Below are 26077 nucleotides of genomic sequence, written 5' to 3'. Positions count from 1 at the left end.
GCGTCAGCCGATGATGTCGAAGTCGGCGCCGAGCGCCTCGAGCTTGTCGAAGAACTTCTCGTAGCCCCGGCGGATGATCCCGACGTTGCGGACGACCGACGTTCCCTCGGCCGCGAGAGCCGCGATGACGTAGCTGTATCCGCCGCGCAGGTCGGGCACGACGACATCCGCACCGTGCAGCGGCGTCGGGCCCGTGATGACCGCGGCCTGCTCGAGGGCGCGACGCGGGACGCGACGGTCCGGGCTCGCGATGCCCTCGGGGTGCACCACGATCTGCGCGCCCATCTTGTTCAGCGCCTGAGTGAAGCCGAGACGGTTCTCGTAGACCGTCTCATGCACGGTCGAGACGCCTTCGGCTTGCGTCAGGGCGACAATGAGCGGCTGCTGCCAGTCGGTCATGAATCCGGGGTGGACATCGGTCTCGACCGAGACGGGACGCAGCGCGCCGTCGCGACGGAAGCGGATGCCGTCCTCCTGGATGTCGAAGTCGCCTCCGGCCTTGCGGAAGACGTTGAGGAAGGTGAGCATCTCCTGCTGCTTCGCACCGCCGACGAAGATGTCGCCGTCGGTCGCCAGGGCGGCGCACGCCCATGAGGCTGCTTCGTTGCGATCGAAGATCGACCGGTGGTCGTACCCGCGGAGCTTGTCGACGCCCTCGATGAAGATCACGCGATTCGGCTCGTAGGAGATGATCGCGCCCATCTTCTGCAGCACGGCGATCAGGTCCATGATCTCGGGTTCGATGGCGGCGTTGCGCAGCTCCGTCGTGCCCTTGGCTCGCACCGCAGTCAGCAGCACCTGCTCGGTGGCGCCGACGCTCGGGTAGGGCAGCTCGATGTCCGCACCGTGAAGTCCCTCGGGCGCCGAGAGACGGATGCCGTTGGGCTGCTTGTCGACGATCGCGCCGAACTTGCGGAGCGCGTCGAGATGGAAGTCGATGGGGCGGTCCCCGATTCGGCATCCGCCGAGGTCGGGGATGAACGCCTGGCCGAGCAGGTGCAGGAGCGGCCCGCAGAAGAGGATCGGGATGCGCGAGGCACCGGCGTGCGCGTCGATCTCCTCGAAGCCGGCCGATTCGGCCCCGCTCGGGTCGAGCCGGTACGTGCCCTCGCCGTCGTCGGCGACCGTCACGCCGTGGACCTCGAGAAGGGACCGGACCACGGCCACATCGCTGATGTCAGGAACGTCGCGCAGGACGCTCTCGGTCTCGCCGAGCAGCGAGGCGACCATGGCCTTCGTCGCGAAGTTCTTCGCTCCCTTGACGTCGACACGTCCGACGAGGGGCCGCCCGCCCCGGATCTCGAGGATCTCGCCGTCTTCGCGACGGTTGCCGTTCTCCGATGCGGACGGCTCACTCGGCGGAGTGCTCATGCAGGACTTCCTCACTTGGTGATCGAGGGCGGGGCGGATCTTCGCCCCACGGTTCAGGGCGTGATCCGGGGCTACGCGACGGGGAGTGTCCGGGGTCGCCACGCCTCACGGCGCGCCTCGAACTGCGCGATCGCCTCTTCATTGCGCAGCGTGAGCCCGATGTCGTCGAGTCCTTCGAGGAGCCTCCAACGAGTGTAATCGTCGATCTCGAACGGGACTCGGAGGTCGCCGAGAGCAGCGACGCGTGCCTCGAGATCGACCGTCATCCGCACACCCGGCTGCGCATCCACGGCAGCCCAGATCGCCTCGCGATCCGACTCCGAGATGACACCGGCGAGGAGGCCCTGCTTGCCCGCGTTGCCGCGGAAGATGTCGGCGAACTTGGGTGCCAGCACGACGCGGAATCCGAAGTCGCGCAGCGCCCACACCGCATGCTCACGGCTCGATCCGGTACCGAAGTCGGGCCCGGCGACGAGGATCGACGCCCCCGCGAAAGCGGGCTGGTTCAGCACGAACTCGGGGTCCTGACGCCAGTTGGCGAAGAGCGCGTCCTCGAAGCCGGTCTTGGTGACGCGCTTCAGGTAGACGGCCGGGATGATCTGGTCGGTGTCGACGGCGGAGCGCTTGAGCGGTGCGACGACACCGGTGTGGGTCTCGAACTTCTCCATGTTCAGGCCTCGACCTTCTCGCGTGCGGGCAGATCGCTCGGCGATGCGAGGCGCCCGAGCACAGCGGTGGCGGCGGCCACGAGCGGCGACACCAGGTGCGTACGGCCGCCCTTGCCCTGGCGTCCCTCGAAGTTGCGGTTGCTGGTCGACGCGCAGCGCTCGCCCGGAGCGAGCTGGTCGGGATTCATGCCCAGGCACATCGAGCAGCCGGCGAAGCGCCACTCGGCGCCGAACTCGGTGAAGACCCGGTCGAGCCCCTCGGCCTCAGCCTCGAGCCGAACGCGGGCGGAGCCCGGAACGACCATCACGCGAACTCCGTCAGCCTTCGTGCGCCCCTCGATGATCGACGCGAACGCGCGCAGGTCTTCGATGCGGCTGTTGGTGCACGAACCCATGAAGACGGCGTCGACCGGGATCTCCTTGAGCGGAGTACCCGGCTGCAGGTCCATGTAATCGAGCGCGCGTTCAGCCGCCGCCTTCTCGTTCGGGTCGCTGAAGTCGTCGGGCGAGGGAACCGTCGCACTGAGCGAGACGCCCTGGCCGGGGTTGGTTCCCCACGTGACGAACGGCTCGAGCTCGGCCGCATCGATGAAGATCTCGGCGTCGTAGACGGCGCCCTCGTCGCTGGGGAGCGTGCGCCAGTAGGCGACGGCGTCATCCCAGTCCTGCCCGGTCGGCGCGTGCGGGCGGCCCTTCACGTATTCGAAGGTGATCTCATCGGGGGCCACCATGCCTGCGCGGGCACCCGCCTCGATTGACATGTTGCACATGGTCATGCGCCCCTCCATGGAGAGGGCGCGGATCGCGCTGCCGCGGTACTCGAGCACGTAGCCCTGGCCGCCGTTGGTGCCGATCTTCGCGATCACGGCGAGGATGATGTCCTTCGCCGTCACGCCTTCCTTCAGCTCGCCCTCGACGGTGATCGCCATCGTCTTGAACGGCTTCAGCGGAAGGGTCTGCGTCGCCATGACGTGCTCGACCTCGCTCGTGCCGATGCCGAACGCCATCGCGCCGAACGCGCCGTGCGTCGAGGTGTGGCTGTCGCCGCACACGACCGTGATGCCCGGCATCGTGAGGCCGAGCTGGGGTCCGACGACATGGACGATGCCCTGCTCCGCGTCGCCGAGCGAGTGGAGGCGGACGCCGAACTCCTCTGCGTTGCGCCGAAGGGTCTCGATCTGCGTTCGGCTGGTGAGGTCGGCGATCGGCTTGTCGATGTCGAGCGTCGGGGTGTTGTGGTCCTCGGTCGCGATCGTCAGGTCGAGGCGCCGCAGCGGACGCCCCTCGGCACGCAGACCGTCGAAGGCCTGCGGGCTCGTGACCTCGTGCACGAGGTGCAGGTCGATGTAGATCAGGTCGGGCTGACCGTCTTCACCCTTGACGACGAGGTGGTCGTCCCAGACCTTTTCGGCGAGGGTGCGCGGGCGCTCGGGAGGGGTGGGAATGCTCATGGGTTTCGTTCTCCTTGCGAACCGGGATCAAGCCCACGACGGACTCCGCGGCGAGGAGGGGCTCAGAACGAGACCTCGCCGCGGCCGCTAAGGAGAAGGCGAGCGATCCGCATGCGGTCAGAATACCACCGGGCGCCGCGGCGGCGTCCGGTCATGAGCGCTCGTCGTCGCGCGGGTGCGGCTGCTCGACCGTGGGGGGCGTGCCCTGCTCGTCGGCGACGGCGGCCGCAGCCTGGGTCGGGCCGGCCGCGTCGCGGTCGTGCCGCGCGGCGATCAGGCTGGCTACGGTCGCGACGAGCATGGCGCCGATGATGACGCCGAGCGACACCCATGTCGAGATCTCGGGCGCCCAGGCGATCCCGTCGCCGCCGTTGATGAACGCGAGCTCGTTCTCGTGCATCGCGTGAAGGATCAGCTTCACGCCGATGAACGCGAGGATGAACGCGATCCCGTAGTGCAGGTACTTGAGCCGGTCGAGCAGATCGCCCAGCAGGAAGTAGAGCTGGCGCAGACCCATCAGCGCGAAGATGTTCGCGGTGAAAACCAGGAACGGGTCCTGCGTGATGCCGAAGATGGCCGGGATCGAGTCGAGGGCGAACAGCAGATCGGTGACGCCGATCGCCACGAAGACGATGATCATCGGGGTGAACATCCGCTTGCCGTTGACGACGGTCCGGACCTTGGGGCCGTCGTACTCGTCGGAGATGTCCACCGTGCGACGGATGATGCGCACGAGGAAGTTCTCCTTCTTCACGTCATCGTCGTGGTCGCCCTCGGGCAGCGCTTGCTTGATCGCCGTGTAGATGAGGAAGGCACCGAAGATGTAGAACACCCAGCTGAACTGCTCGATGATTGCCGCCCCCGCGAGGATGAAGAGACCTCGAAGCACCAGCGCGATGATGATGCCCACCATCAGCACCTTCTGCTGATACCGGCGCGGAACCGAGAACTGGCTCATGATCAGGACGAACACGAAGAGGTTGTCGATGGAGAGGCTGTATTCGGTCAGCCATCCGGCGACGAACTGCCCGGCGTGCTCGACGTCTGCGACGGCCCAGAGGATGCCGGCGAACACCAGCGCCAGGGACACGTAGAACAGCACCCACAGCGTCGACTCCTTCGGCGACGGGATGTGGGGCCGCTTGACGATGATGAGCAGATCGGCGACGAGCACGAGCACCAGGACGACGAGCGCGACGATCTGGAACGGCACGGGGAGGTCCATGCGAGCCTTTCGGGGAGGAAGCCTCCCGAGACTACACCCCGGCTCCCCCGCGGCCCGGGTGTGAGACGGTTCGCGACGACGCGACACTGATGGGATGAGGGAAGGAACTCAGACGCATGGTCGACACGATCACACGCGGTGATGCCGAGCTCGTCGAAGCGGCGGCATCCGGAAGTGAGCACGCCTTCCGTACGCTCTATCGCGCCTACGTGCGGCCGGTGTACTGGCTCGCGCATGGCCTGCTGGGCGATCGCCTCGAAGCCGAGGACGTCACGCAGGAGACGTTCCTGGTGGCCTGGCGCAAACTCTCCGACTTCGAGCTGGCGGGCGAGTCGCTGCTGCCGTGGCTCGTCACCATCTGCCGGTTCCAGAGCGCGAACCGCATCCGCCGACGGCAACGGGAACGACGCCACACGACGGATGAGGACGCCGCCGAGGTCGCCGACACGGTGGACGTCGAGCGGCAGGTGGTGCAGAGCGATCTCGTCGAACGCATCCTCGCCGCCGTCGGCTCGCTGAGCCCCCTCGACCAGGACATCTTCCGGCTCTGCGCCGCCGAAGGGTTCGCGTATCAAGCAGCCGCCGACCAGCTCGGCGTCAGCCACGGGACGGTCCGGAACCGGCTCTCCCGCATCCGCACATTCGTCCGCTCGAGCGTTGAACCGGAGCAGTCATGAACGATCTACCCACCCTGGATGACAGCCGTATCGATGCGATCGAAGAGGCTTTGTTCGCGGACATCGCGCGCGACCGCGCCGAACACCGCGCCTCGGCTGACCGGGCCGCCGCGCAGCGGACGCGACGGCGGCGGGCCTGGTGGGGCGCGTCCGGCGCCGCGGCAGCCGTGATCGTCGTGGCCGCGGCCATCGCGCCGCAGCTGACGAGCAGCAGCGGCGGGGCCTCCTCCGTCGCGCCCGCCACCGCCCCGGAGGGGTTCTTCGGCACGATGGAGAACGGCGAAGTGTCGCGAGACGCCGGCGACTCGGCGGCGCAGCCCGAGCCGTTCGCGTTGGACGGGTCGACCGAAGAGGGGTCGGCCTCCGGCGCGGTGTCTGACTCCCCCGCCGGGCGCGACGTCATCGCCACAGCGTCCGCCACAGTGATCGCCGACGATCCCCGTGACGCGGCGGAATCGATCGCCGAGGCCGCCGTCGCCGCGGGCGGCTATGTCGAGTCGATGAGTCTCGGGGGCACGGCGGCGGGCGCGCTGCCGTACGCGGATGACCGCGCGGTCTGGCCTGCCTCCGCCGGCTCGGCCTGGGTGTCCGTCCGGGTTCCCGCAGCGAGCCTCGAGGAGGCCATCGCTGCGCTCGCGGACGTCGGCGAAGTCGAGAGCTCGCAGGTCTCACGCGACGACGTGACAACGCAGACGACCGACCTCCGCGCCCGGGTGGCCGCCGGGCAGGCATCGGTCGAACGGCTGACGGAGCTCATGGGCGAAGCCGGGTCGGTCGCCGACCTCATCGCAGCGGAGTCCGCTCTCGCCGACCGGCAGGCCGAGCTCGACTCGCTGCAGCAGCAGCTCACCGCGCTCGAGTCGCAGGTCACCCTGTCGTCGCTCACGGTGCACCTGCAGGCGCCGGCCGAGAAGGTGGACGCCGATCCGGCAGGCTTCGGCGACGGACTGGCGACGGGGTGGAACGGGCTCATCGCCACGTTCAACGGGATCGTCGTGGCGCTCGGGTTCCTGCTGCCCTGGCTCGTCGTGATCGGTCTCACCGCCGCGCTGATCTGGCTCGTCGTCTCGTCGACGCGCCGGCGCCGAGCGCGACGGAGCTCTACCGGCGACTGACCTCGCGGGGCCGGTAACCGGTGACCGGTTTCCGACAAACGCGAAACGCCCATCCGATCGGATGGGCGTTTCGCAATGGTGACCCCAGCGGGATTCGAACCCGCGTTACCGCCGTGAGAGGGCGGCGTACTAGGCCGCTATACGATGGGGCCGTACTTTTTTGTCTTCCCCGGGGCTCCGGAGGCAACCGTTAAAGTATGCCACGGGCTCGCGCATCCGGCAAAATCGAGGCCCCCATTGCCCTCTCGGGCGTGTCGGGCGTTGACTGAGGGCATGCATGTCACCAAGCACGAACACGCCTGCCTGCGCCTCGAGCGCGACGGCAAGACCCTGATCATCGACCCCGGCACGTTCACCTCGCCGCTCGAGGATCTGCATGACGTCGTGGCTGTCGTCGTCACGCACGAGCACCCCGACCACTGGACGTCGCAGCACCTGTCGACGATCCTCGAGCAGTTCCCGAACATCCCCGTCTACGGCCCGGAGGGTGTCGTGCGCGCGGCCGCAGGGTTCGACATCCGCGAGGTCTCCCCCGGCGACAAGCTCGAAGCGGGCCCGTTCAGCCTCGAGTTCTTCGGCGGACGCCACGCGGTGATCCACGAGTCGATCCCCGTGATCGACAACGTCGGCGTCCTCGTCGACGACGCGTTCTACTACCCCGGTGACTCGTACGCCGTGCCCAAGGGAGCGAAAGTGGAGCTTCTGGCGGCGCCCGTCGGCGCCCCCTGGCTGAAGATCGGCGACGCGATGGACTTCGTGCTCGAGGTCAAGCCGCAGCGGGTCTTCGCGACCCACGACATGACTCTCTCACCGGCGGGCCTCGCGATGGGGCGCGAGCGGCTGACGTGGGCGGCCCAGCAGAACGGCGGCGACTTCGTCGCCCTGGACCCGGGCGACTCCACCGACATCTGAGCCGCGCGGAAACGACGGATGCCGTGGACCCGAAGGTCCACGGCATCCGTATGTTCGGAGCGGATCAGGCCGCGTCGTGGTCGATCTCGAGGAAGGCGACGAGCTCGTCGAGAGCCTTCTCGGCACCCTCACCCTCGGCCTTGAGCGTCACGACCGAGCCCTGCGAGGCGCCCAGGCCCATGATGCTCAGGATGCTGCCGGCGTTCAGGTCGGGGCCGCCCTCGACGGCGATCGTGACGGGAACGCCCTTCGACTGCACCTCCTGCACGAAGAGCTTCGCGGGGCGGGCGTGCAGTCCGGAGCTGCTCGCGATGGTGGCGGTGCGTTCTGCCATGGTGGTGTCTCCTCAGACTGTCGCGGTCGCCGCGGCCGGGGCCGGGGCGGTGGAGCTCTTGCGGACGTACTTCTTGAGCACGACGAGCAACAGCGCAGAAACGACGGTACCCGCCAGAAGCGCGACGAAGAAACCCCACACCGGCGAGATGGCGAACAGCACGAACACGCCGCCGTGCGGAGCGAAGCTCTGGACGCCGAACCACATGCTCAGCGCACCGGTGATCGCCCCACCGACGAGCGAAGCCGGGATGACGCGCAGCGGGTCGGCCGCGGCGAACGGGATCGCCCCCTCACTGATGAACGAGGCGCCCAGCAGCCATGCCGCCTTGCCGTTCTCGCGCTCGACCGGCGTGAAGAGCGGACGCGCGAGCACGGTCGACGCGAGCGCAAGAGCCAGCGGCGGCACCATGCCGGCAGTCATGACGGCAGCCATGATGAGGTACGGCGCGGTGTTCTCGGTGGACGCGGCCGCGAGTCCGGTCGTCGCGAAGACGTAGGCGACCTTGTTGATCGGACCGCCGAGGTCGAAGCACATCATCAGGCCCAGGATCACGCCGACGACGATGAGGCCCGCACCGCTCTGGGTGAGCGACGTGAGGCCATCGGTGAGGAGCGCCATCAGGGCCGCGATGGGGCGGCCGAGGAACAGGATCATGAGACCCGAGGCGACGATCGAACCGAGCAGCGGGATGATGACGACAGGCATCAGGCCGCGCAGCCAGCGCGGCGCGGGAAGGCGTCCGAGCCACCAGGCCACGAAGCCGGCGAGGAAACCGCCGATGATGCCGCCGATGAAGCCGGCGCTCATCGTGACGGCGATCGCACCGGCGACGAATCCGGGAGCGATGCCCGGACGGTCGGCGATCGCGTAGGCGATGTATCCCGCGAGAGCGGCCACCAGGAAGCCCATGGACGTCGAGCCGATCATGAACGCCACCGACCCGAGGTACTGGCCGAGCGGCCCGAACGGCGACGTGATGTCGGTCGTGGGCAGGTTCCACAGCGCGTTGTCGATGATGACCTTCGACGCGTTGGCCGTGACCTCGTAGCCGCCGAGGGCGAAACCGAGGGCGATCAGCAGCCCACCGCCGGCGACGAAGGGGATCATGTAGCTCACGCCCGTGAGCAGGATGCGCTGGATCTTCGCCCCCCACGACAGATTCTGCGACGCGGTGCCCGCACCGGAACCGGCATCCGCTGCGGCCCCGCTGACACGGGCGGCGTTCGGGTTCGATGCCGCGGCGACGGCCTCGCGGATCATCTGCGCGGGCTGCTCGATGCCGCGCTTGACGCCCGAGCGGATGACCGGCTTGCCGGCGAATCGCGAGATCTCGCGGACGTCGACGTCGGTGGCGAAAATCACGGCGTCGGCGTTGTCGATGACGGATGCCGGCAGCGCCTGGTATCCGCTGGAGCCCTGGGGTTCGACGACGAGGTCGATCCCGGCTTCCTTACCTGCGGCGGTCAGCGCGTCGGCAGCCATGAAGGTGTGGGCGATGCCCGTCGCGCAGGAGGTCACAGCGACGATGCGGGCGGGACGGCCGTCGATCGTCAGGTCGCCGGCGGTGGCCTCAGCCGGCGCGGCCGAGGTGGCCGTCGGCGCGGCGGCAGCGGGTGCTGGGGCGGCATCGCCCTCGCCGATCGCCGCGCGAACCGTACGCACGACGTCGTCGGCGGATGCCGCGGCGCGGAGGTCGCTCGTGAACGAGTCCTGCATCAGGCTGCGGGCGAGACGCGACAGCACCGCGAGGTGCTCTTCAGCGGCGTTCTCGGGCGCGGCGATGAGGAAGACGAGGTCGGCCGGGCCGTCGGGGGCTCCGAATGCCACGCCCGGCTTCAGTCGAGCGAACGCGAGCGAGGCCTGGGTCACCGCAGCGCTCTTCGCGTGCGGGATCGCGATGCCGCCGGGAAGCCCGGTCTCGTCCTTCTCTTCGCGCGCGATGGCGTCTTTCGCGAGGGCGTCGGCGTCCGTGGCGCGGCCCTGCGCTGCGACGAGGCGAGCGAGGGCGCGGATGACGTCTTTCTTGTCGGTCCCGAGGGGCGCGTCGAGGCTGACGAGCTCCGGGGTGATGGTGTCGGACACGGTGTCCTCCTGGTTCGAGTGTTGCGGGTCGTTCGGATCAGTGATGGAGCGCGCGGACGGGGATGTCCGCGGTGGGGAGATCGGTCGGTTTCGGGGCTTGCGTTCCCTCGAGCGCCGCGGCGGCCGAACCGTACCGGATGGCGGAGACGAGCGCGGCTGCGGGGTCCGCGCCGCGGGAGTCGGCGAGGAGGAAGCCCGCGAGCGAACTGTCACCGGCGCCGACCGTGCTGCGGACGCGGGTGGGGGGCGGAGTCGCTGCCCACGCGCCGCGGTCGGAGACGATGACCGCACCGTCGCCACCGAGGGTGACCAGCGCCGCGCCGACCGCCGCGGGGACCAGCTCGCGAGACGCGAGGTGGACGGCGTCGGCGAGGGTGTCGGCCGCCGGCAGCGGCGCGCCCAAGAGATCGGCGAGCTCCTCGTCGTTGGGCTTGATGAGGTCGGGACGTCCGTCCGCGACGACGGCGCGCAGCGCGGCTCCCGACGTGTCGACAGCGATCCGTGGGGCTTCCTCCCCCAACCGGTCGCGGACCGCGCGGATGACGCGGACGTAGGCGTCATCCGGCAGGCCGGGCGCGAGCGAGCCGGCGAGCACGAGCCACTGGGCGCCGCGCGCGCACTGCGCGACGACATCGATCACGTCGTCGAGGTCGGCCGCGCTCAGAGCCACACCGGGGAGATTGATCTTCGTCGTCTCGCCGGTCGGGTCTGTGACCGCGATGTTCGCGCGAGTGCGGCCGTGCACCGCGACCGTGCGCACGTCGACATCCCCGTCCGCCAGCACCGCAGCGAACGGGTCGGCGGGGTCCAGGGGAAGCACGGCGAGACTGTCGACCCCCGACGCGTGCAGCACGCGCGCGACGTTGATGCCCTTGCCGCCGGCATCCTCGCGGACGGCGGACGCCGTCTGCACCTCGCCGACGCGCAACGACGCATCGATCGAGATGGTCCGGTCGAGCGACGGGTGCACCGTCAGGGTCACGATCATGCGATCCATACCTCCACGTCGGCCTCGCGCAGGGCGCGGGCGAGCTCCGAATCCGGCTCCCGGTCGGTCACGACGACGTCGAGGTCCGAGAGGTCGGCGAACGACACGAGCAGTTCGGCGTCGAACTTGTCGGCATCGACGAGGAGGATCACGCGCCGGGCTCCGGCGACGATGGCGCGCTTCACGGCGGCCTCGTCGGGGTCGGGCGTCGTGAGTCCGGCCTCTCGGGCGATGCCGTTCGTGCCGAGGAAGGCGACGTCGGGCCGCAGCCGCGTGATGGCGCCGACGGTATCCGATCCAACGGCCGCCGCGGTGAGGCCCCGGACGCGTCCGCCGATCGCAGTCAGGCCGATCCCGGCCGCTCCGGCGAGCGAGTGAGCGATCGTCATCGAATGGGTGACGACCTCGAGCCCGTTCGGCGCGCTGCGCTCGATCAGTGCTTCCGCGAAGGCGCCGGTGGTCGTGCCGGCATCCACGTAGATCGATCCGGTCCCGGCCGGGAGCGCTGTCAGAGCGCGCCGGGCGATCCGCTCCTTGGCCGCCGAGTGGCGCTGGGAGCGTTCGGCGACGGATGGCTCGGCGGTGCTGACGCGCTCCGCCGACACCGCGCCGCCGTGAACGCGGCGCAGAACGCCGGTCTCCTCCAGGGCCGCGAGGTCGCGCCGGACCGTCTCGGTCGTGACATCGAAACGCGAAGCGAGGTCGACGACGGCCACGCGACCGTGGGCGGCGAGCATTCGTTCGATGAGCTGCTGGCGCTCCATTGCGTACACGACATCCTCCTTCGGATGCCCACACGTTACAACGCATTCACACGCAAAGCAACAGAAAGCAACACGGTATTTGGTCCCACCGCGAAGGACGAAGAAGGGAGGTGCCGGCCGCAGCCGACACCTCCCTTCAGGCGAGTCCGAGGCTCAGGCCTCGCTCATCGCGATGACCTCCTGCTGACCGCGTGCTGCGAGCGCGGCGGCACGAGCGGCGATGCGGCGCTCCTGCTCGATCTGGCCGGCGTCGAGGGTCTCCTGGTCGACCGGGTAGCTCTCCACCTTGTTCACGCCGTTGTACTTGGCGATGTAGGCATCGAGCTCGGGGCCCGACTCCCACGAGGTGATGAGGCAGTAGCGCGGCTCGTCACCGTAGTGAGCTGCCGCGTGCCACAGGCGCTGGGTGTCGACGATGAGCTGCGCACCGGCGGGCAGCGCGATGCGGGTCTCCTCGCTGGGGTCGGTGCGGTTCTCACGGAGCACGAAGTAGCTCGTCTTGTCATCCGTCAGGTTGAAGAAGCCGCGGACGACCCAGCCCGTGCCGTCGGGGTTGAGGCGGTTGTTGTCGTCCTGGTGCAGGTTGTAGAGGCAGTCGGCGTACGTGTTCGGCTGCAGCTCGATGATGCGGCAGCGGCCGACGTTGGCGCCGGGCTCCTGCGCACGCGCGGTCAGCGTCGGAGCGATCGCGGTCTGCGAGTCGATCCACACGCCGTCCTTGTCTGTGCGCGGCGGCTTGTGGTTCCAGAAACCGTTGCACTCGATCTCGCCCTTGGCCGAGGCCAGCGGAGCGAAACGGGTGTCGCCGGAGGACTTCCAGTCGACGTACTCGACGTCGAGCCACTCCTTCGGATCGATCTCCTTGTTGTAGCGGTCGAGGACGACGTAGCCGGTCTCCTCGAGGGCAGCGGACTTGATGTAACCCATGACGGATCATGACCTTTCTGTCGGACAAGCGAAGTTTTTACAGGCCCGACTTAGGTCAGCCTACCTAGGGCTCCTGAACGCGCCGGTAGACTCGTCCGGGGTTTTCGAGGAGCGATTTCGGAGAACATGAGCACTGCCACGAATGTCGAAGCGACCGCCGTCAACACGATCGGCTGGCTCTCGGCATCCGAGACCACCATCGTCGTCCCGGTCTATCAGCGGCAGTACCGCTGGGACATCGGCGGGTGCGAGCAGCTGCTCGGCGACATCCGGTCGGTGTCGGCCTCCGACGACACTCATACCCACTTCATCGGATCGATCCTCTCCACCGCGAGCACCTCGTCCGACGACGACGCGCAGCTCGTGCTCATCGATGGTCAGCAGCGAATCACGACCCTGATGCTGCTCGTCGCGGCACTCCACCACACGCTGCGCGACGACGATCCCGACCTCGCGCGGGAGCTGGAGGCGGTGCTCGTCCGCGCCGACGACCCGACGCGCACCAAGCTCCGTCCCCACCGGGCCTGGGCCGACGTCTTCGAGAGCGTCGTCCTCGACCGGCGCTCCCCCGAAGACGAGCAGCGCGCCTCGCGCTTCGACGACAACTACGCGTTCTTCCGCAGCCAGATCCGGCCCGGCGAGGCCGCCGCGCTGTGGCGCGGCCTGCAGAAGCTCGAGCACGTCGCCATCACTCTGGGGGCGCAGGCCAACGCTCAGCAGATCTTCGAGAGCCTGAACTCCACGGGCGAGCCGCTGCGCGACCACGAGCTCATTCACAACTACGTGCTGATGGGGCTCACGCACGGCGAGCAGAACGAGATCGAGCAGGAGTACTGGCTCCCGATCGAGCAGAACACCGGCGACGCGATCGGGTCATTCTGGAACCACTACCTCGTCATGCTCACGGGGCGCGAGGTGCTCATCACCGGTGGACGCGGCGTCTACGACGTCTTCCGACAGCAGTTCCCCCGGCTCGACATCGGCAGCCTGCGGGAGCACGCGACGAGCTGGCGGACGTTCTCGGAGATCTACCGCGAGCTCCTCGACCCGGCCACGAGCGACGACCCCGAGGTCGGCCGGCAGCTCGGCTACCTCGCGGTGCTGGGACGTCAGATGTTCCCGCTCGCGATGCGGCTCGTTCACGACCAGCGCGCCGGCATCCTGCCCCGCGACGAGCTGATCGCCCGTCTCGAAGACATCCAGTCACTCCTTCTGCGCCGCGTCGTCGTCGGCATCGCGACCGAGCGACTCGTCGCACGGCTGTGCCGTGCGTACGCCGAGGGGCCGGACGCGCTGACCCGCGCCATCGCGCGAATCACGCCCTCGGACGAGCGCGTGCGCGTCGGACTCAAGTACAGCGACCTCCCCCACCCGCGCTACGTTCTCGGCCGCCTCGCCGACGTGGATCCCGCATACCTCCTCGACGTTTCGCCGGTCTTCCCCGCCGGCGCCGGCGACGACTGGTCGGGAGACGGCACGCGACGCTTCGCCGAGTACAGCGAGGACGAGCAGAACAGCCACCGCGCCCTGGCGCACACGATCGGCAACCTCACGCTGCTCGAGCGGGACCGCGCAGAGCGCGCGCTAGACGCGACCTTCCCGCAGCTGCGTCCTCTCCTCGCGGGCAGCTCGGTGCAGATGTCGCGCGACGTGGCCAAGCGCCCGAGCTGGGACACCGCAGCCATCGGGGCGCGTACCGAGGAGCTCGCGGCGCGCTTCGTCGAGGTCTGGCGCCGTCCCGCGCTGACAGGGATCGACGACGACAACCTCACGCCGATCCTGGATGCCAAGCTGCGACGGGGCTGGCCGCGTGGCTGGCAGCGCGAGTTCGACTACGTCGAGTTCCGCGGTGAGCACTGGGAGGTGCCCGACGTCCGGTACCTGTTCAACCGCGTCTTCAAGCGCCTCTGGGTGGACTCCCGTCAGAGCGTCGTCGACTTCAGCGCTCGTCGCGGCGGCCCGGTGTACCCGGCGATGGCATGGAACGGCCAGTGGGACGAGCTCGGCGAGGGCAGCTATCTCTACATGGGCTGGGACTCCCGCTACATGCTCACGGCCGTTCAGGGTGTGCTCGAAGAGGCCGGCTGGGCGTCGGAGGTCTTCCTGAAGTACTCGTACATCGGCGAGGCGATGCGCTGATCGCGTAGCAGAGTCGGAAGCGCGGCGTCAACGACCCCGCGATCCGGTTCTCGACCGCGTAGCTTCACTGTTGTACGTGAGCGGCTCGGTAGAGACGGTGTTCGGGTCACTTTCTCCCAGGGCTCACTGACGGCCCCGCCGTGAGATCTCATCTCCGGCGGGGTCGTCCCCTCCTCCGGAGTCGTTCAGACCGGGTGTCGTAGAATTCCGTGTGCTTCCCGACACGATCTCCCCCGCTTCCGTAGCGCCCAGCGGCATCGATCCGGCCGACCTCGCCGCGACGCTCCGCGTTCTGGAGCAGCTCGCCGACATCGACCACGCCCACCCGGACTACGTCTCGGTGCGACGCGCGACGGCGGCGATGTTCAAGGCGGCGAAGAAGGTGCGGCGCCGTGAGATCCGGGATGCGGTCGCCTCCGCCGACCGCGCCGTGGTGCACGCCACCGCGACCGGCGCCCCCGACCGCATCGACGACGAGACCCGCGGCATCCCGATCTCGTCGTCGACGACCGCTCCGATCGCCGGCACCCTCATCAAGGCGCGCGCCTGCTACATCTGCAAGCAGCCGTACACGCTCGTCGACGCCTTCTACCACCAGCTCTGCCCCGACTGCGCGGCCCTCAGCCACGCGAAGCGCGACGCCCGCACCGACCTCACGGGTCGCCGAGCGCTGCTCACCGGCGGGCGCGCCAAGATCGGGATGTACATCGCCCTGCGGCTGCTGCGCGATGGCGCGCACACCACCATCACGACGCGTTTCCCCCGCGACGCGGTTCGCCGGTTCACGAGCCTGCCCGACTCGCCGGAGTGGATCGACCGGCTCAAGGTCGTCGGCATCGACCTGCGCGATCCCGCCCAGGTCGTCGGACTCGCGGATGACGTCGCCGCGGCCGGTCCGCTCGACATCCTCATCAACAACGCGACGCAGACAGTGCGGCGCTCCCCCGGCGCCTACCAGCCCCTCGTCGACGCCGAGCTCTCGCCGCTGCCGGACGGGCCGCTGCCCGAGCTCGTCACCTTCGGCCACACCAACGACATGCACCCCCGAGCTCTCGAGCGCTCGGTGAACGCTCACCCGATCCTCGCCGCCGCAGCCTCGCGCGCAGACGAGCTCACCGAGCAGGCGATGGCCGCGGGCTCGAGCTCGCTCGAACGCCTCGCCGCCGGTACGGCGATCGACGCCGGCGGACTCATCCCCGACCTCGACAGCGTCAACTCGTGGACGCAGCGCGTCGGCGACGTCGACCCGCTCGAGATGCTCGAGGTGCAGCTCGCCAACACCACCGCGCCCTTCCTGCTCGTGTCGAAGCTGCGCGCCTCGTTGGCCGCGAGCCCGGCCCGCCGCACCTACGTCGTCAACGTCAGCGCGATGGAGGGCGTCTTCAACCGCGGTTACAAGGGCCCCGGCCACCCGCACACGAACATGGCCAAGGCCGCCGTGAACATGCTCACGCGCACGAGCGCGCGCGAGATGTTCGAGACCGACGGCATCCTGATGACGAGCGTCGACACCGGATGGATCACCGACGAGCGTCCCCACCCGACCAAGGTCCGTTTGGCCGAGGAAGGCTTCCACGCCCCGCTCGACCTCGTCGACGGCGCCGCGCGCGTCTACGACCCGATCGTCCGTGGCGAGGCCGGCGAAGATCTGTTCGGAGTCTTCCTCAAGGACTACTCCCCCGGCGCATGGTGAGGCTGCCCGCCCCCGGCAACCGTGTCGTCGTCCGCTACCTGCTGCCGACGGGACAGGCGACGGATGCGCTCGGCGAGCTGCTGAGCGCGGACGACGAGCTGGTCGTGGTGGACGGCAAGCGCGGGGTCGAACGTATCCGTCGCTCGGACATCGTCGCGGCCAAACCCGTCCCGCCGCCGCCGGCGCCGCGGCCGCGCCGCACCTGACCTCCGCTCCTGCTCAGCAAGAACACGAAAGCCCGCGAACCGATGACTCGGACTCGCGGGCTTTCGCTTCGAGGCGTCGGGCGTCAGGCGTCAGGCGTCGGAACGCACGAGGATCTTCGCCCCGGCCCCACCACGGAGCTTCTCGATGGCGCCGACGACACCGTCGATCGGGACCTCCTCGACCCATCCCGTCGTGTCGTAGACGCCGCGCGACATCGCGTCGATGACCGCGTCGAAGTCGGCCGGCAGGTACGCCAGCGCCCCGGCGATCTCGGTCTCGGCCATCACGAGCTGCGTCGGCGAGAACTCCATCGCGCGCTCGTGGATCGCCACGACGACGAGGCGGCCGCCGGGCACCAGGCTCGCGAGTCCCGACGTGATGGCGGGGCCGGCGCCTGCTGCGTCGAACGCGACGTCGGCACCGCGTCCTTCGGTCAGCTCGGCCACCGCGGCGGCGAGGTCGCCCGAGACGGGGTCGACGACCGTGGCACCGAGCGCGGCGATCGTCTCACGCCGCGAGGCGCTCGGCTCTGAGACGAGGACCTTCTCGATACCGCGAGCCTTGAGAGCGAACCAGACGCCGATGCCGATAGGACCGGCACCCGCGACGATCGCGGTCTGCCCCGCCTTCACGAAGGAGCGCTCGACCGCGTGCCACGCGACGGCCATGGGCTCGACGAGGGCACCCATCCGCAGATCGACGTTCTCGGGGAGCTTGTGCAGCATCGACGCCGGAACCGTCGTGTATTCCGCCATGCCACCGCCGTGCGAGCTGAGGCCGTGGAAGCCGATCTTCTGGCAGGCGTTGAACATTCCCTTCCCGCACGCGGGGCACTCGCCGCAGTAGTAAACGGGCCAGACCGCGGCGCGGTCGCCGACCGAGACCCCCTCGACGCCCTCGCCGACCTCGACGACGGTCCCCGCGAACTCGTGACCGAGGATCTGCGGAAGCTGCGCGCCCGTCACGGGGTGCGGCTCGTCGAGTGTGAGGCCCGCGGCCTCCGGAGCGTAGTAGACGTGCAGATCCGACCCGCAGATGCCCGCGAAAGCGTTCTTCAGCTTCACCTGGCCCGCGTTCACCGTCGGTTCGTCGACGTTCTCCACACGGAGGTCTTCCTTCGCGTGGAACACTGCTGCCTTCATCGTGATCTCCTCTCGTTCGGCCGCGTTACCGCAGCCACCATTCCGGTGATGCGGCGAGGATCGCCCTCGTCGCCCACGCCGCGTCGTCCGCGCCGGAGCGCAGCCAGACCTCGATCGCCGCGACCGTCCCGCCCGCCGCGTACGCGACGGCGATCTCTCGCGTCGGCTGGTCGTCCATCGCGGGCGGCTCGATCTCGGGATGCCGCGCGAGCCATTCCTCGAGGCCGCCGGCGACGACCCGCTCGAGCACGCCACGAATAGGTGCGGCGAGCGAAGGATGCAGCGCCCCGCGGTACACGTCGGCTCGCTTCTTGACGTGCGAGAGCAGCAGCGCCTCGGCTGTCGAGAGCGAGTCGAGCTCGCCGACGTCGGAGAGAGCCTCCGCCAACTCGACGCTCAGCGCGTCGGCGACGAGCGCGACGGGCGAATCCGCGTGACGGTAGAACGTATCGCGTGTCACGCCGGCCGTGCGGCAGATCTCGGAGACCGACAGATCCGCAAGCGGACGAACAGCGGCCAGATCGAGCGCGGCCCGGCGCAGTGCCTCTCGGCTGCGCATCGACCGCGGGTCCATGTGATCAGCCTATCCGACACCTGTCAGACAGTGGGCGGCTCGCTGCGTGATTCCGGCTCGCCGTCGGCGTCGGCGTTTTCAGCCTCCGTCGCGGTCGGAACCGCCAGCGGAATCGAGATCGACGCGATACCGCCCCCGCCGAGCAGGTCGCCCGCAGGGTCGGCGGCCGGCGGCTCGTCGGGCAGCAGCTCGGCGTTCGACTTCCGACGAACGGGCTCGGAGGGCAGACCCGCCCATTCGCTCGGTTCTTCGGGTCGCTGCGTGAAGAGTCCCATACGACCATTGTGACTCCACGGCACGCCGTTCGCGGCCGCACGGCCGTCGTCTTGCGATGATCGTTTCGGTGCGTTGCACGACCCACCCCCTCCGCGGGCCCCGACGCGGTCCGCCGACGCCATCCGAAGCCCGAGAGAGACCGACGTGCCCGAACCATCTCCCGGTGCCGCAGCACCGCGCGCCGCGCGCACCCCGGTGCTGCTGGCGACGCAGTTCCTCTTCAACACGGGCTTTTACGCCGTTGTGCCCTTCCTCGCGCTCGTCCTCACCGAGGACTTCGGCGTCGCGGCCACCACCGTCGGACTGATTCTCGGGATCCGCACGTTCGCCCAGCAGGGAATGTTCCTCGTCGGCGGGGTGCTCGCCGACAGAATCGGCGCGCGCCGCGTCATTCTCCTCGGCTGCGCCGTTCGCGTGGCCGGGTTCACGACGCTCGCGGCATCCCTACTGCTGGCACCGCCCCAGCTCGCTCTCTTCGTCGCCGGGACCGCCCTCACGGGCCTCGGCGGAGCGTTGTTCTCACCGGGGCTCAACGTGCTCCTCGCGGACGCCGAGCGCCGGCGACCGGCCGCGGGAACCGGACCACGTGCCTCGCTTTTCGCCTGGCTCAGCATCACCGGCGAGCTGGGAGCTGTGACCGGCCCCGTCATCGGTGCCGCTCTCCTCGGCTGGGGCTTCGAAACGGTCGCCCTCTGCGGGGCCGGCTTCTTCGTTCTGATCGGACTGTTCCTCGCATTCTGGCTGCCCGCCGCGAGCCGCGAACACACGTCGAAGGTCGCGGCGGGCCCGACGAGACGCTGGTGGTCGTTGCGTGACCGGCGCTTCGTCGGCTTCTCGGCCGCGCACGCCGCCGATCTGCTGGCGTACAACCAGCTCTACCTCGCGTTGCCGTTGCAGCTCGCCACCACGGACCACCCGGCCACCGCGACGGCCGGGATGTTCGCGTGGGTGTCGGTCCTGACGCTGACGCTGCAAATCCCCGTCGCCCGCTGGTCGGCGCGCGTCGGCGCGCCGGTCGCCCTTCGCACCGGCTACCTGCTGTCCGCCGCCGGCTTCGCCGTCGTCGCGGTCGGCGCGCTGACGCCGGTGGCGGATGCCGCACGCGTCACGATCGTCGTCGTCGCGGCATCCCTCGTCGTGGCGGGCCACATGACGACCAACCCGACAGCCCTGTCGCTGGCGCCCCGCTTCGCGGAGGATCGTCCGACAGGGTCGTTCTTCGGCCTGCTCGCCACCTGCGGGGGCATCGCGGTGCTCATCGGCAACCTCATCGTCGGCGTCCTGCTCGCGATGCCGGGGGCCTCGGCTGCCGCCTGGCTCTTCTTGGCCGCACCGCTGATCGTGGCGGCGGTCGTGGCACCGCGGCTGGCACCGTCTGCCCGGCCTCACTGACCGCCGCCGCATCGAACACGAAACGGAAAAGCCCCGCCGAAGCGGGGCCTTTCTCGAAGCTGGGGTACCTGGACTCGAACCAAGAACAACTGAACCAGAATCAGCCGTGTTGCCAATTACACCATACCCCATGGTCGGTTTGACCTCAGTCGCACCGAGGATCAACTATACCCGACGGATGCGGTGGGGCCTAACCGAGCGCCGCCCGGGCGCGTCAGCCGACGCGCTGGACGAGCGCGTCGAGCCGGCGGATGGTCTCGGCCTTGCCGAGCAGCTCCATCGACTCGAACAGCGGCGGCGACACGCGACGTCCGCTGAGGGCGACGCGCAGCGGGCCGTAGGCGACACGCGGCTTGAGCCCGAGCCCCTCGATGAGGGCGGGCGCGAGGGCATCCTGCACCGCGGCTGCGGTGAAGCCCTGCTCGGGAACGAGCTCGAGGGCGCCGACCGACGCGACGAGCACCTCCCCCGCGTTCGCCGGAAGACCCGAGAGCGCATCGTCGTCGTAGGCGACCTCGGAGCGGAACAGGAAGCCGAGCAGACCCGGTGCATCGCCGAGCAGCTGCATTCGCTCCTGGACGAGGGGCGCCGCGGCCTCGAGGATCTCGCGCTGCGCCGCCGTGGGAGGGTTCTCGATCAGCCCGGCGCCGGCGAGGTAGGGCACGAGGCGCTCGGCGAAGTCGTCGGGCGCGAGCATCCGCACGTGGTCGCCGTTGATCGACTCGGCCTTCTTCTGGTCGAAGCGGGCCGGGTTCGGGTTCACGTCGGCGATGTCGAACGCGGCGATCAGCTCGTCGCGCGTGAAGACGTCGCGATCGGGCGCGATCGACCAGCCGAGGAGCGACAGGTAGTTCAGGAGCCCCTCGTGAATGAAGCCCTTCTCGCGCTGCAGGAAGAGATCGGCCTTCGGGTCGCGCTTCGACAGCTTCTTGTTGCCGGTCTCGCCGAGGACGAGCGGCATGTGACCGAACCGCGGGACGAAATCAGTGACCCCGGCCTCGATGAGCGCCGCGTACAGCGCGAGCTGACGCGCCGTCGACGGCATGAGGTCCTCGCCGCGCAGAACGTGGGTGATGCCCATGAGCGCGTCGTCGACGGGGTTCACGAACGTGTAGAGCGGAACGCCGCCGGCGCGAACGATGACGAAGTCGGGGAACGACCCGGCGGGGAAGGTCACCTCGCCGCGGATGAGATCGACGAAGGTGAGGTCGTGGTCGGGCACGCGCAGGCGCCATGCGGGCTCGCGACCCTCGGCACGGAAGGCGGCCTTCTGCTCGTCGGTGAGGTCACGGTCGAAGTTGTCGTAGCCGAGCTGCTTCGCGCGGCCGTTCGCCTCGTTGCGGGCGTCGATCTCCTCGGCGGTCGAGTACGACTCGTAGACGACCCCGGCGGCGATGAGCTTGTCGAGCACCTGGCGGTAGATCTCGTGGCGCTGCGACTGGCGGTACGGCGCGTTCGGGCCGCCCTTCTCGACGCCCTCATCCCAGTCGATCTCGAGCCACCGCAGCGCTTCGAGCAGCTGCTGGTAGCTCTCCTCGCTGTCGCGCGCGGCGTCGGTGTCTTCGATGCGGAAGACCATCTTGCCGCCGTTGTGGCGCGCGTAGGCCCAGTTGAACAGGGCCGTGCGGATGAGGCCGACGTGCGGCAGACCGGTCGGCGACGGGCAGAACCGCACGCGGACATCGGTTCCGGCGGCGGTAGTGGTGGCGGGGTGCGGTGCGGTGGACATCCCCTCCAGCTTAGTTCTCGTGAGCGTCGCCGCCGGTGAGCTCCGCGACGACGGCTCGCAGGTGGCCGAGGACCGATGCCACCGCGGGAACCCGGCCCGCTCCGCCCGCGGAGACCGCGTGGATGGCGCGGCGTTCGCTCGCGGGAAGCGGTCGCGTCACCACACCGGGGAGGAGAGGGAATGACGCGACCGCGAGCCCGGGAAGAGTGGCGACACCGATTCCCTGAGCCACGAGCTGCTCGACCGCGACGAAATTGTCGGTCTCGAAGCGGATCGCGGGCTCGAACCCGGCTCGGCCGCACACCTCGAGCAGATGACCACGGCAGCGGGGGCATCCGGCGATCCAAGCCTCGTGCGCAAGTGGCGCGATCTCGATGGCCCCCGACCCGCGGGCGGCAGGGTGGTCGGCCGGCAGCACCGCCAGCAGGTCGTCGTACCCGATGACCTCGGTGTCGAGTCCTCGGACGTTCTCACCGTGCAGGTCGCTCCGATCACCCGGGTAACCGAACGTCAGAGCGATGTCGGCCCGGTCTGCGCGCACATCGGCGATCGCCTCGGGCGGCTCCGCCTCGACGTATGTCAGGGTCAGCCCCGGCTCCGCGAGGGCGAGCCGGTCCATCAGCCGCGGCAGCACCGTCGGCGAAGCGGAGGGGAAGCCGACCATGCGCACGGTCCCCGACCGCAATCCGGCGAGCTCGGCCAGTTCACCGGAGGCCGCCTCGATGACCGTCGCGACCGCCGCCGCGTGCCGGGCGATCACGCGGCCTGCTTCGGTGAGCCGCATCCGTCGCCCGACCCGCTCGACGACCGGCACGCCGAGGCGCTGTTCCAGCCGCTTGATCTGCTGGCTCACGGCCGGCTGACTGTAGCCCAAGGCCGTCGCCGCCGCTGTGATGGAGCCACCGTCGGCGACGGCCCGCACGACGCGCAACTCGGTGACGTCGAGACGATAGTCCGGGGTATCCATCCGGATAGATAACTAGGCGTGATGCTTTGTATGCAAATCCTGCCGTAGACCAATAGATCACGATCGCGCAGCCTGGATGCATGCAGACGACGACTCTCACACCGGAGGAGCTTCACGCCGCGTTCCCGGGGGCTCGGGGCTATCTCGCCGCCTGCAGCACGGGCCTGCCGACGGTCGCGACGCGGGCGGCGGTCGTCGCCGACCTCGATGCCCGGCCCGATCTCGTTCATTACGCGGACGTGGCCGAGCGCTGCCGCGCCCACTTCGCCCGATTGGTGTCGACCGACCCCGGGCACGTGGCCATCGGGTCGCAGACGTCGGTCCTGGTCGGCATGATCGCGGCTTCCCTCCCCGATGGCGCGACCGTGCTGTGCCCCGAGGGCGAGTTCTCCTCGCTCGTTCTCCCGTTCGCGCACGCCGGGCGCGGCATCCGAGTCCGCGCCGTCCCGCTCGCCGACCTCGCCGACGCGATCACTCCGGATGTCGACCTGGTCGCATTCTCGATCGTGCAGTCGGCCACGGGAGAGGTCGCCGACGCGGCCGCGATCGCCGAGGCCGCGCAGCGGGCCCGAGCCCGCACGCTCTGCGACGCGACACAGGCCGCGGGCTGGCTCCCCCTCGACGCCGGGCAGTTCGACGCCCTCGTCTGCCACACGTACAAGTGGCTGTGCGCGCCTCGCGGCGTGGCGTTCCTCGTGCTCGCCGACGACTTCGCAGCGACGCTCGCACCCCTCCACGCCGGATGGTACGCCGGCGAGGACCCGTGGGCCGCGTGCTACGGCGTCGACGCGTCACTCGCGCGCTCGGCGCGGCGCTTCGATGTGTCGCCAGCGTGGCAGGCGATGGTCGGCGCCGAACCAGCACTGGCGATGTTCGCGGATGCCGACGCCACCGCGCTTCACGCGCGGGTGACCGGTCTCGCCTCAGCCTTTCGCGAGCGGCTCGGACTTCCCGAGCCTCTGCGGGCGACCCCGATCGTCACGTGGCCCGATCCCGCCGGCGCAGATCTCGCACGGCTGACGTCCGCCGGGGTGGCGGCATCCGGTCGTCGCGGCAATGCGCGCATCGCGTTCCACGTCTTCAACGACGAGGCCGACGTCGAGCTGGCCGCGACCGCCCTCCTCGGCTGATCAGCGGAGCACGGCGGTGGGCGGCGTCACGCCGTCAGTGCCCAGCCGGTCGACGCGAGCGCATCGGCGATGTGGGGATCGCCCGCGAAGTCGATGCCATCGGTGAAGAAGCTGATGATCACCAGCGCGAACATCAGCGCGATCGAGAGGAAGAGGATCGCGCTCGAGACGAGGGCGATGATCAACTGTGCGCGGTGGCTCATGACTCCACGGTGCCAGCCTTCCGCCCCGGAGCAAAATGCTTGCCGCTGAGCGGCCCAGGGTCTAGGTGCCGACGGGGTGGTTCGAACGGTCGGGCGAACGCGTAGAGCGGCCCGCGAGAAGTCCGCAGATGACGACGATCGCGACGATGGCGAGAGCGCACATCGACAGGCCAGCGTAGCCGAGGACGCCCAGCACTCCCCCGGCCGAGGCAGCACCCGCGGCCCCGACGAGGTTCATGATCGCGTCGCTGCGTCCCTGACGCGCGGTCCGCCGCTCCGGCGACGATGCCTCGGTGAGCAGCGCCGAGCCCGCCACGGTGGCTCCGCTCCAGCCGAGCCCGAGCAGGATCAGTGAGGCAGTGACAGTGAGGGCCGAGTCGGCTCCCATCGCGGCGACGACGAGCGAGGCGGCGAGCAGAGCCTGACCGAGCAGGATCGTCGCCACGCGCCCGAGACGGTCGGCGAGGATGCCGAAGAGGGGTGACAGCGCATACATGCCGGCGATGTGCAGGCTGATGGTGAGCCCGACGACCGAGAGTTCCGCACCGTGGTGGACGAGATGCAGAGGCGTCATCGCCATGACCGACACCATGACCCCGTGCGATCCGGCGATCGCGAGCACGGCGTAACGGGCGGCACCGGGTCGGTCGGCCTGCGCCCGGCGCGTCGCCGGCGCCTGGGGTGCCTCGGCGCTCGACGTGCGCGCGAGCAACAGCGGGTCGGGCCGCAGAGCGACGAGGTACAGGGCGATGGCCAGCAGCTGCGCGACCGCCGTGAAGAGGTACGGCCCGGTCAGAGGAGGCATCCCCACCGCGTCGCCGAGCGCCTCGCCGGCACCGATCAGGTTCGGCCCCAGCACAGCTCCGATGGTGGTCGCCCACACGACGATCGAGAGGTCGCGCCCGCGTGTGCGGTCGGTCGCGAGATCGGTCGCGGCGAACCGGGACTGCAGGTTGGCGGCCTGACCGGCGCCGATCATCGCGAAGGCAATGAGCAGCACGGGGAACAGCCCGGAAGCTGTGCCGAAGACGACGAGGACCACGCCGACGAGCGCCAGCAGCATCCCGAGTGTCAGTGCCGGTCGGCGCCCCGATCGCGACGCGAAGGAGGCCAACGGCATCGCGAGCAGCGCGGCACCGAGGGTCACCGCTGCGGTCGGAAGACCCGCGAGCGCTTCGTCGCCCGTGAGCCGCTCGGTGATGACCGCACCGAGCGAGATCGTCGAGCCGAAACCGATGCCGCCGAGCACCTGACCGAGCGAGAGCACGACCAGGGAACGCCGGCGGACGGCGTCACGCGCGCCGACCGCAGCGGCCGTGGTCGGAACCGGGATGCTCTCCCCGTCAGGCATCCCGGACGATGTTGCGCAGGATGCCGAGACCGTCGATCTCGACCTCCACGACATCGCCCGCGCTGAGTGGCCCGACGCCCGCAGGAGTCCCCGTCAGGATGACGTCGCCCGGCAGCAGCGTGAACGCGGCGGACGCATAGGCAATGAGATCGGCGATGCCGTGAACCATATCGGTCAGCGGTGCACGCTGCTTCTCGTCGCCGTTCACCCGGGCGACGAGCTCGGCCTGTGACGGGTCGAACTCGGTCTCGATGGCCGGCCCGAGCGGGCAGAACGTGTCGAAGCCCTTGGCCCGCGTCCACTGGCCGTCGCTGCGCTGCAGGTCGCGTGCCGTGACATCGTTCGCGATCGAGTAGCCGAACACATGGCTGAGCGCGTCGTCGGCGGAGACGTTGCGGGTGACCTTGCCGATGACGACGGCGAGCTCGCCCTCGAAGTCCACCTGCTGCGACTGGGTCGGGCGGACGATGGCGTCGCCGGGACCGATCACCGAGGTGTTCGGCTTGAAGAACAGCAAGGGTTCCGCGGGCACCTCATTGCCGAACTCCGCGGCGTGCTCGCGGTAGTTCCGGCCGACGGCGATGATCTTGGATCGCGGGATGACGGGAGCCAGCAGCACGGCGTCACTGAGCGCAACGCGCTCGCCCGTCGTGTCGTAGCCCGCGTACATCGGGTCGCCTGCCAGGGTCACCAGGTCGGTGCCGTCGAGGATGCCGTAGCGGATGGCCTCGTTGTGGGAGAACCGTACGATCTTCAT

25 protein-coding genes and 2 tRNA genes are annotated in these 26077 nt (G+C 69.5%); 8 read left to right on the top strand and 19 right to left on the bottom strand.

Going from position 1 to position 26077, the window contains the following annotated elements; genetic code table 11:
* Positions 1-3: 3 nt before the first annotated feature.
* The 4 genes from murA to DO944_RS02835 all read right to left on the bottom strand — a co-directional run bounded on the left by murA (position 4) and on the right by DO944_RS02835 (position 4715).
* On the bottom strand, positions 4-1371 hold the full coding sequence (gene murA, locus DO944_RS02850) for a UDP-N-acetylglucosamine 1-carboxyvinyltransferase (protein WP_112614446.1): 1368 nt from the start codon (positions 1369-1371) through the stop codon (positions 4-6).
* A 71-nt stretch (positions 1372-1442) separates the two neighbouring features.
* Positions 1443-2039 (bottom strand): 3-isopropylmalate dehydratase small subunit, encoded by a 597-nt coding sequence (gene leuD, locus DO944_RS02845; RefSeq protein ID WP_023951020.1) that lies wholly within the window; start codon positions 2037-2039, stop codon positions 1443-1445.
* A gap of 2 nt (positions 2040-2041) precedes the next feature.
* Entirely contained in the window at positions 2042-3490 is a 1449-nt protein-coding gene (gene leuC / locus DO944_RS02840) for a 3-isopropylmalate dehydratase large subunit (protein WP_112614444.1), read from the bottom strand.
* Positions 3491-3641: 151 nt separating this feature from the next.
* The gene (locus DO944_RS02835) at positions 3642-4715 is read right to left on the bottom strand and encodes a TerC family protein (protein WP_112614442.1); all 1074 of its coding nucleotides are present in this window, start codon (positions 4713-4715) and stop codon (positions 3642-3644) included.
* Between the two features lie 116 nt (positions 4716-4831).
* Between DO944_RS02835 and DO944_RS02830 the strand changes: the two genes are divergently transcribed.
* Complete coding sequence (locus DO944_RS02830) at positions 4832-5392, top strand: RNA polymerase sigma factor (protein WP_112614440.1); 561 nt, start codon at positions 4832-4834, stop codon at positions 5390-5392.
* Positions 5389-6507: a DUF4349 domain-containing protein gene (locus tag DO944_RS02825; protein ID WP_112614438.1), complete on the top strand. Its 1119-nt coding sequence runs from the start codon at positions 5389-5391 to the stop codon at positions 6505-6507. The genes DO944_RS02830 and DO944_RS02825 overlap by 4 nt, the downstream gene beginning before the upstream one ends.
* 76 nt (positions 6508-6583) lie before the next feature.
* Here the strand turns inward: DO944_RS02825 and DO944_RS02820 are convergent.
* Positions 6584-6659, bottom strand: a tRNA-Glu gene (locus tag DO944_RS02820).
* A 121-nt stretch (positions 6660-6780) separates the two neighbouring features.
* On the opposite strand from DO944_RS02820, the gene DO944_RS02815 reads away from it, so the two are divergent.
* Entirely contained in the window at positions 6781-7419 is a 639-nt protein-coding gene (locus DO944_RS02815) for an MBL fold metallo-hydrolase (protein ID WP_112614436.1), read from the top strand.
* A 64-nt stretch (positions 7420-7483) separates the two neighbouring features.
* On the opposite strand, the gene DO944_RS02810 is transcribed toward DO944_RS02815, so the two are convergent.
* The 5 genes from DO944_RS02810 to DO944_RS02790 all read right to left on the bottom strand — a co-directional run bounded on the left by DO944_RS02810 (position 7484) and on the right by DO944_RS02790 (position 12517).
* On the bottom strand, positions 7484-7753 hold the full coding sequence (locus tag DO944_RS02810) for an HPr family phosphocarrier protein (protein ID WP_023951028.1): 270 nt from the start codon (positions 7751-7753) through the stop codon (positions 7484-7486).
* A gap of 12 nt (positions 7754-7765) precedes the next feature.
* Positions 7766-9838, bottom strand: coding sequence for a fructose-specific PTS transporter subunit EIIC (locus DO944_RS02805; protein ID WP_112614434.1), 2073 nt, complete (start codon positions 9836-9838; stop codon positions 7766-7768).
* A gap of 37 nt (positions 9839-9875) precedes the next feature.
* Positions 9876-10826: a 1-phosphofructokinase family hexose kinase gene (locus DO944_RS02800; protein WP_112615117.1), complete on the bottom strand. Its 951-nt coding sequence runs from the start codon at positions 10824-10826 to the stop codon at positions 9876-9878.
* Complete coding sequence (locus tag DO944_RS02795; RefSeq protein ID WP_112614432.1) at positions 10823-11599, bottom strand: DeoR/GlpR family DNA-binding transcription regulator; 777 nt, start codon at positions 11597-11599, stop codon at positions 10823-10825. The genes DO944_RS02800 and DO944_RS02795 overlap by 4 nt, the downstream gene beginning before the upstream one ends.
* Before the next feature lie 144 nt (positions 11600-11743).
* Positions 11744-12517, bottom strand: a complete 774-nt coding sequence (locus DO944_RS02790; RefSeq protein WP_023951035.1) for a hypothetical protein — start codon at positions 12515-12517, stop codon at positions 11744-11746.
* Between the two features lie 126 nt (positions 12518-12643).
* Here DO944_RS02790 and DO944_RS02785 point away from each other — a divergent pair, with 126 nt between their 5' ends.
* The 3 genes from DO944_RS02785 to DO944_RS02775 all read left to right on the top strand — a co-directional run bounded on the left by DO944_RS02785 (position 12644) and on the right by DO944_RS02775 (position 16555).
* Positions 12644-14656 carry a DUF262 domain-containing protein gene (locus tag DO944_RS02785; protein WP_112614430.1) on the top strand — a complete coding sequence of 671 codons (2013 nt, stop codon included), beginning with the start codon at positions 12644-12646 and terminating at the stop codon, positions 14654-14656.
* A 211-nt stretch (positions 14657-14867) separates the two neighbouring features.
* Positions 14868-16349, top strand: a complete 1482-nt coding sequence (locus DO944_RS02780; protein WP_112614428.1) for an SDR family NAD(P)-dependent oxidoreductase — start codon at positions 14868-14870, stop codon at positions 16347-16349.
* Positions 16343-16555, top strand: coding sequence for a hypothetical protein (locus DO944_RS02775; RefSeq protein WP_112614426.1), 213 nt, complete (start codon positions 16343-16345; stop codon positions 16553-16555). Before DO944_RS02780 ends, DO944_RS02775 begins: the two co-directional genes overlap by 7 nt.
* Before the next feature lie 90 nt (positions 16556-16645).
* On the opposite strand, the gene DO944_RS02770 is transcribed toward DO944_RS02775, so the two are convergent.
* From DO944_RS02770 to DO944_RS02760, 3 genes are read right to left on the bottom strand one after another with little or no spacing between them, the layout of a single operon-like run.
* Positions 16646-17698 carry a 2,3-butanediol dehydrogenase gene (locus DO944_RS02770; RefSeq protein WP_112614424.1) on the bottom strand — a complete coding sequence of 351 codons (1053 nt, stop codon included), beginning with the start codon at positions 17696-17698 and terminating at the stop codon, positions 16646-16648.
* 25 nt (positions 17699-17723) lie between these two features.
* A complete protein-coding gene (locus tag DO944_RS02765; RefSeq protein ID WP_112614422.1) occupies positions 17724-18272 on the bottom strand; it encodes a TetR/AcrR family transcriptional regulator in 549 nt (182 codons plus the stop codon).
* Positions 18273-18295: 23 nt separating this feature from the next.
* Positions 18296-18547, bottom strand: coding sequence for a hypothetical protein (locus tag DO944_RS02760; protein ID WP_112614420.1), 252 nt, complete (start codon positions 18545-18547; stop codon positions 18296-18298).
* 145 nt (positions 18548-18692) lie between these two features.
* Here DO944_RS02760 and DO944_RS02755 point away from each other — a divergent pair, with 145 nt between their 5' ends.
* Positions 18693-19940 carry an MFS transporter gene (locus DO944_RS02755; RefSeq protein ID WP_181574126.1) on the top strand — a complete coding sequence of 416 codons (1248 nt, stop codon included), beginning with the start codon at positions 18693-18695 and terminating at the stop codon, positions 19938-19940.
* 59 nt (positions 19941-19999) lie between these two features.
* On the opposite strand, the gene DO944_RS02750 is transcribed toward DO944_RS02755, so the two are convergent.
* From DO944_RS02750 to DO944_RS02740, 3 genes are all read right to left on the bottom strand, one after another.
* Positions 20000-20071, bottom strand: a tRNA-Gln gene (locus tag DO944_RS02750).
* Positions 20072-20154: 83 nt separating this feature from the next.
* Positions 20155-21669 (bottom strand): glutamate--tRNA ligase, encoded by a 1515-nt coding sequence (gene gltX, locus DO944_RS02745; RefSeq protein WP_112614416.1) that lies wholly within the window; start codon positions 21667-21669, stop codon positions 20155-20157.
* A gap of 10 nt (positions 21670-21679) precedes the next feature.
* Complete coding sequence (locus DO944_RS02740; protein ID WP_112614414.1) at positions 21680-22636, bottom strand: LysR family transcriptional regulator; 957 nt, start codon at positions 22634-22636, stop codon at positions 21680-21682.
* Positions 22637-22716: 80 nt separating this feature from the next.
* Between DO944_RS02740 and DO944_RS02735 the strand changes: the two genes are divergently transcribed.
* The gene (locus DO944_RS02735) at positions 22717-23766 is read left to right on the top strand and encodes an aminotransferase class V-fold PLP-dependent enzyme (protein WP_112614412.1); all 1050 of its coding nucleotides are present in this window, start codon (positions 22717-22719) and stop codon (positions 23764-23766) included.
* Positions 23767-23792: 26 nt separating this feature from the next.
* Here DO944_RS02735 and DO944_RS15620 read toward each other — a convergent pair whose 3' ends face one another.
* The 3 genes from DO944_RS15620 to DO944_RS02725 form a co-directional block, all read right to left on the bottom strand.
* Complete coding sequence (locus tag DO944_RS15620; RefSeq protein ID WP_181574125.1) at positions 23793-23969, bottom strand: hypothetical protein; 177 nt, start codon at positions 23967-23969, stop codon at positions 23793-23795.
* Between the two features lie 61 nt (positions 23970-24030).
* Complete coding sequence (locus DO944_RS02730) at positions 24031-25320, bottom strand: MFS transporter (protein ID WP_112614410.1); 1290 nt, start codon at positions 25318-25320, stop codon at positions 24031-24033.
* Positions 25313-26077, bottom strand: coding sequence for a fumarylacetoacetate hydrolase family protein (locus tag DO944_RS02725; protein ID WP_112614408.1), 765 nt, complete (start codon positions 26075-26077; stop codon positions 25313-25315). Before DO944_RS02725 ends, DO944_RS02730 begins: the two co-directional genes overlap by 8 nt.

The sequence above is a fragment of the Microbacterium sp. SMR1 genome (assembly GCF_003289625.1).
Classification (GTDB): Bacteria; Actinomycetota; Actinomycetes; order Actinomycetales; family Microbacteriaceae; genus Microbacterium; species Microbacterium plantarum.
Note: the sequence above shows the minus strand (reverse complement) of the source record. Positions and strands in the feature narration are given on the sequence as shown.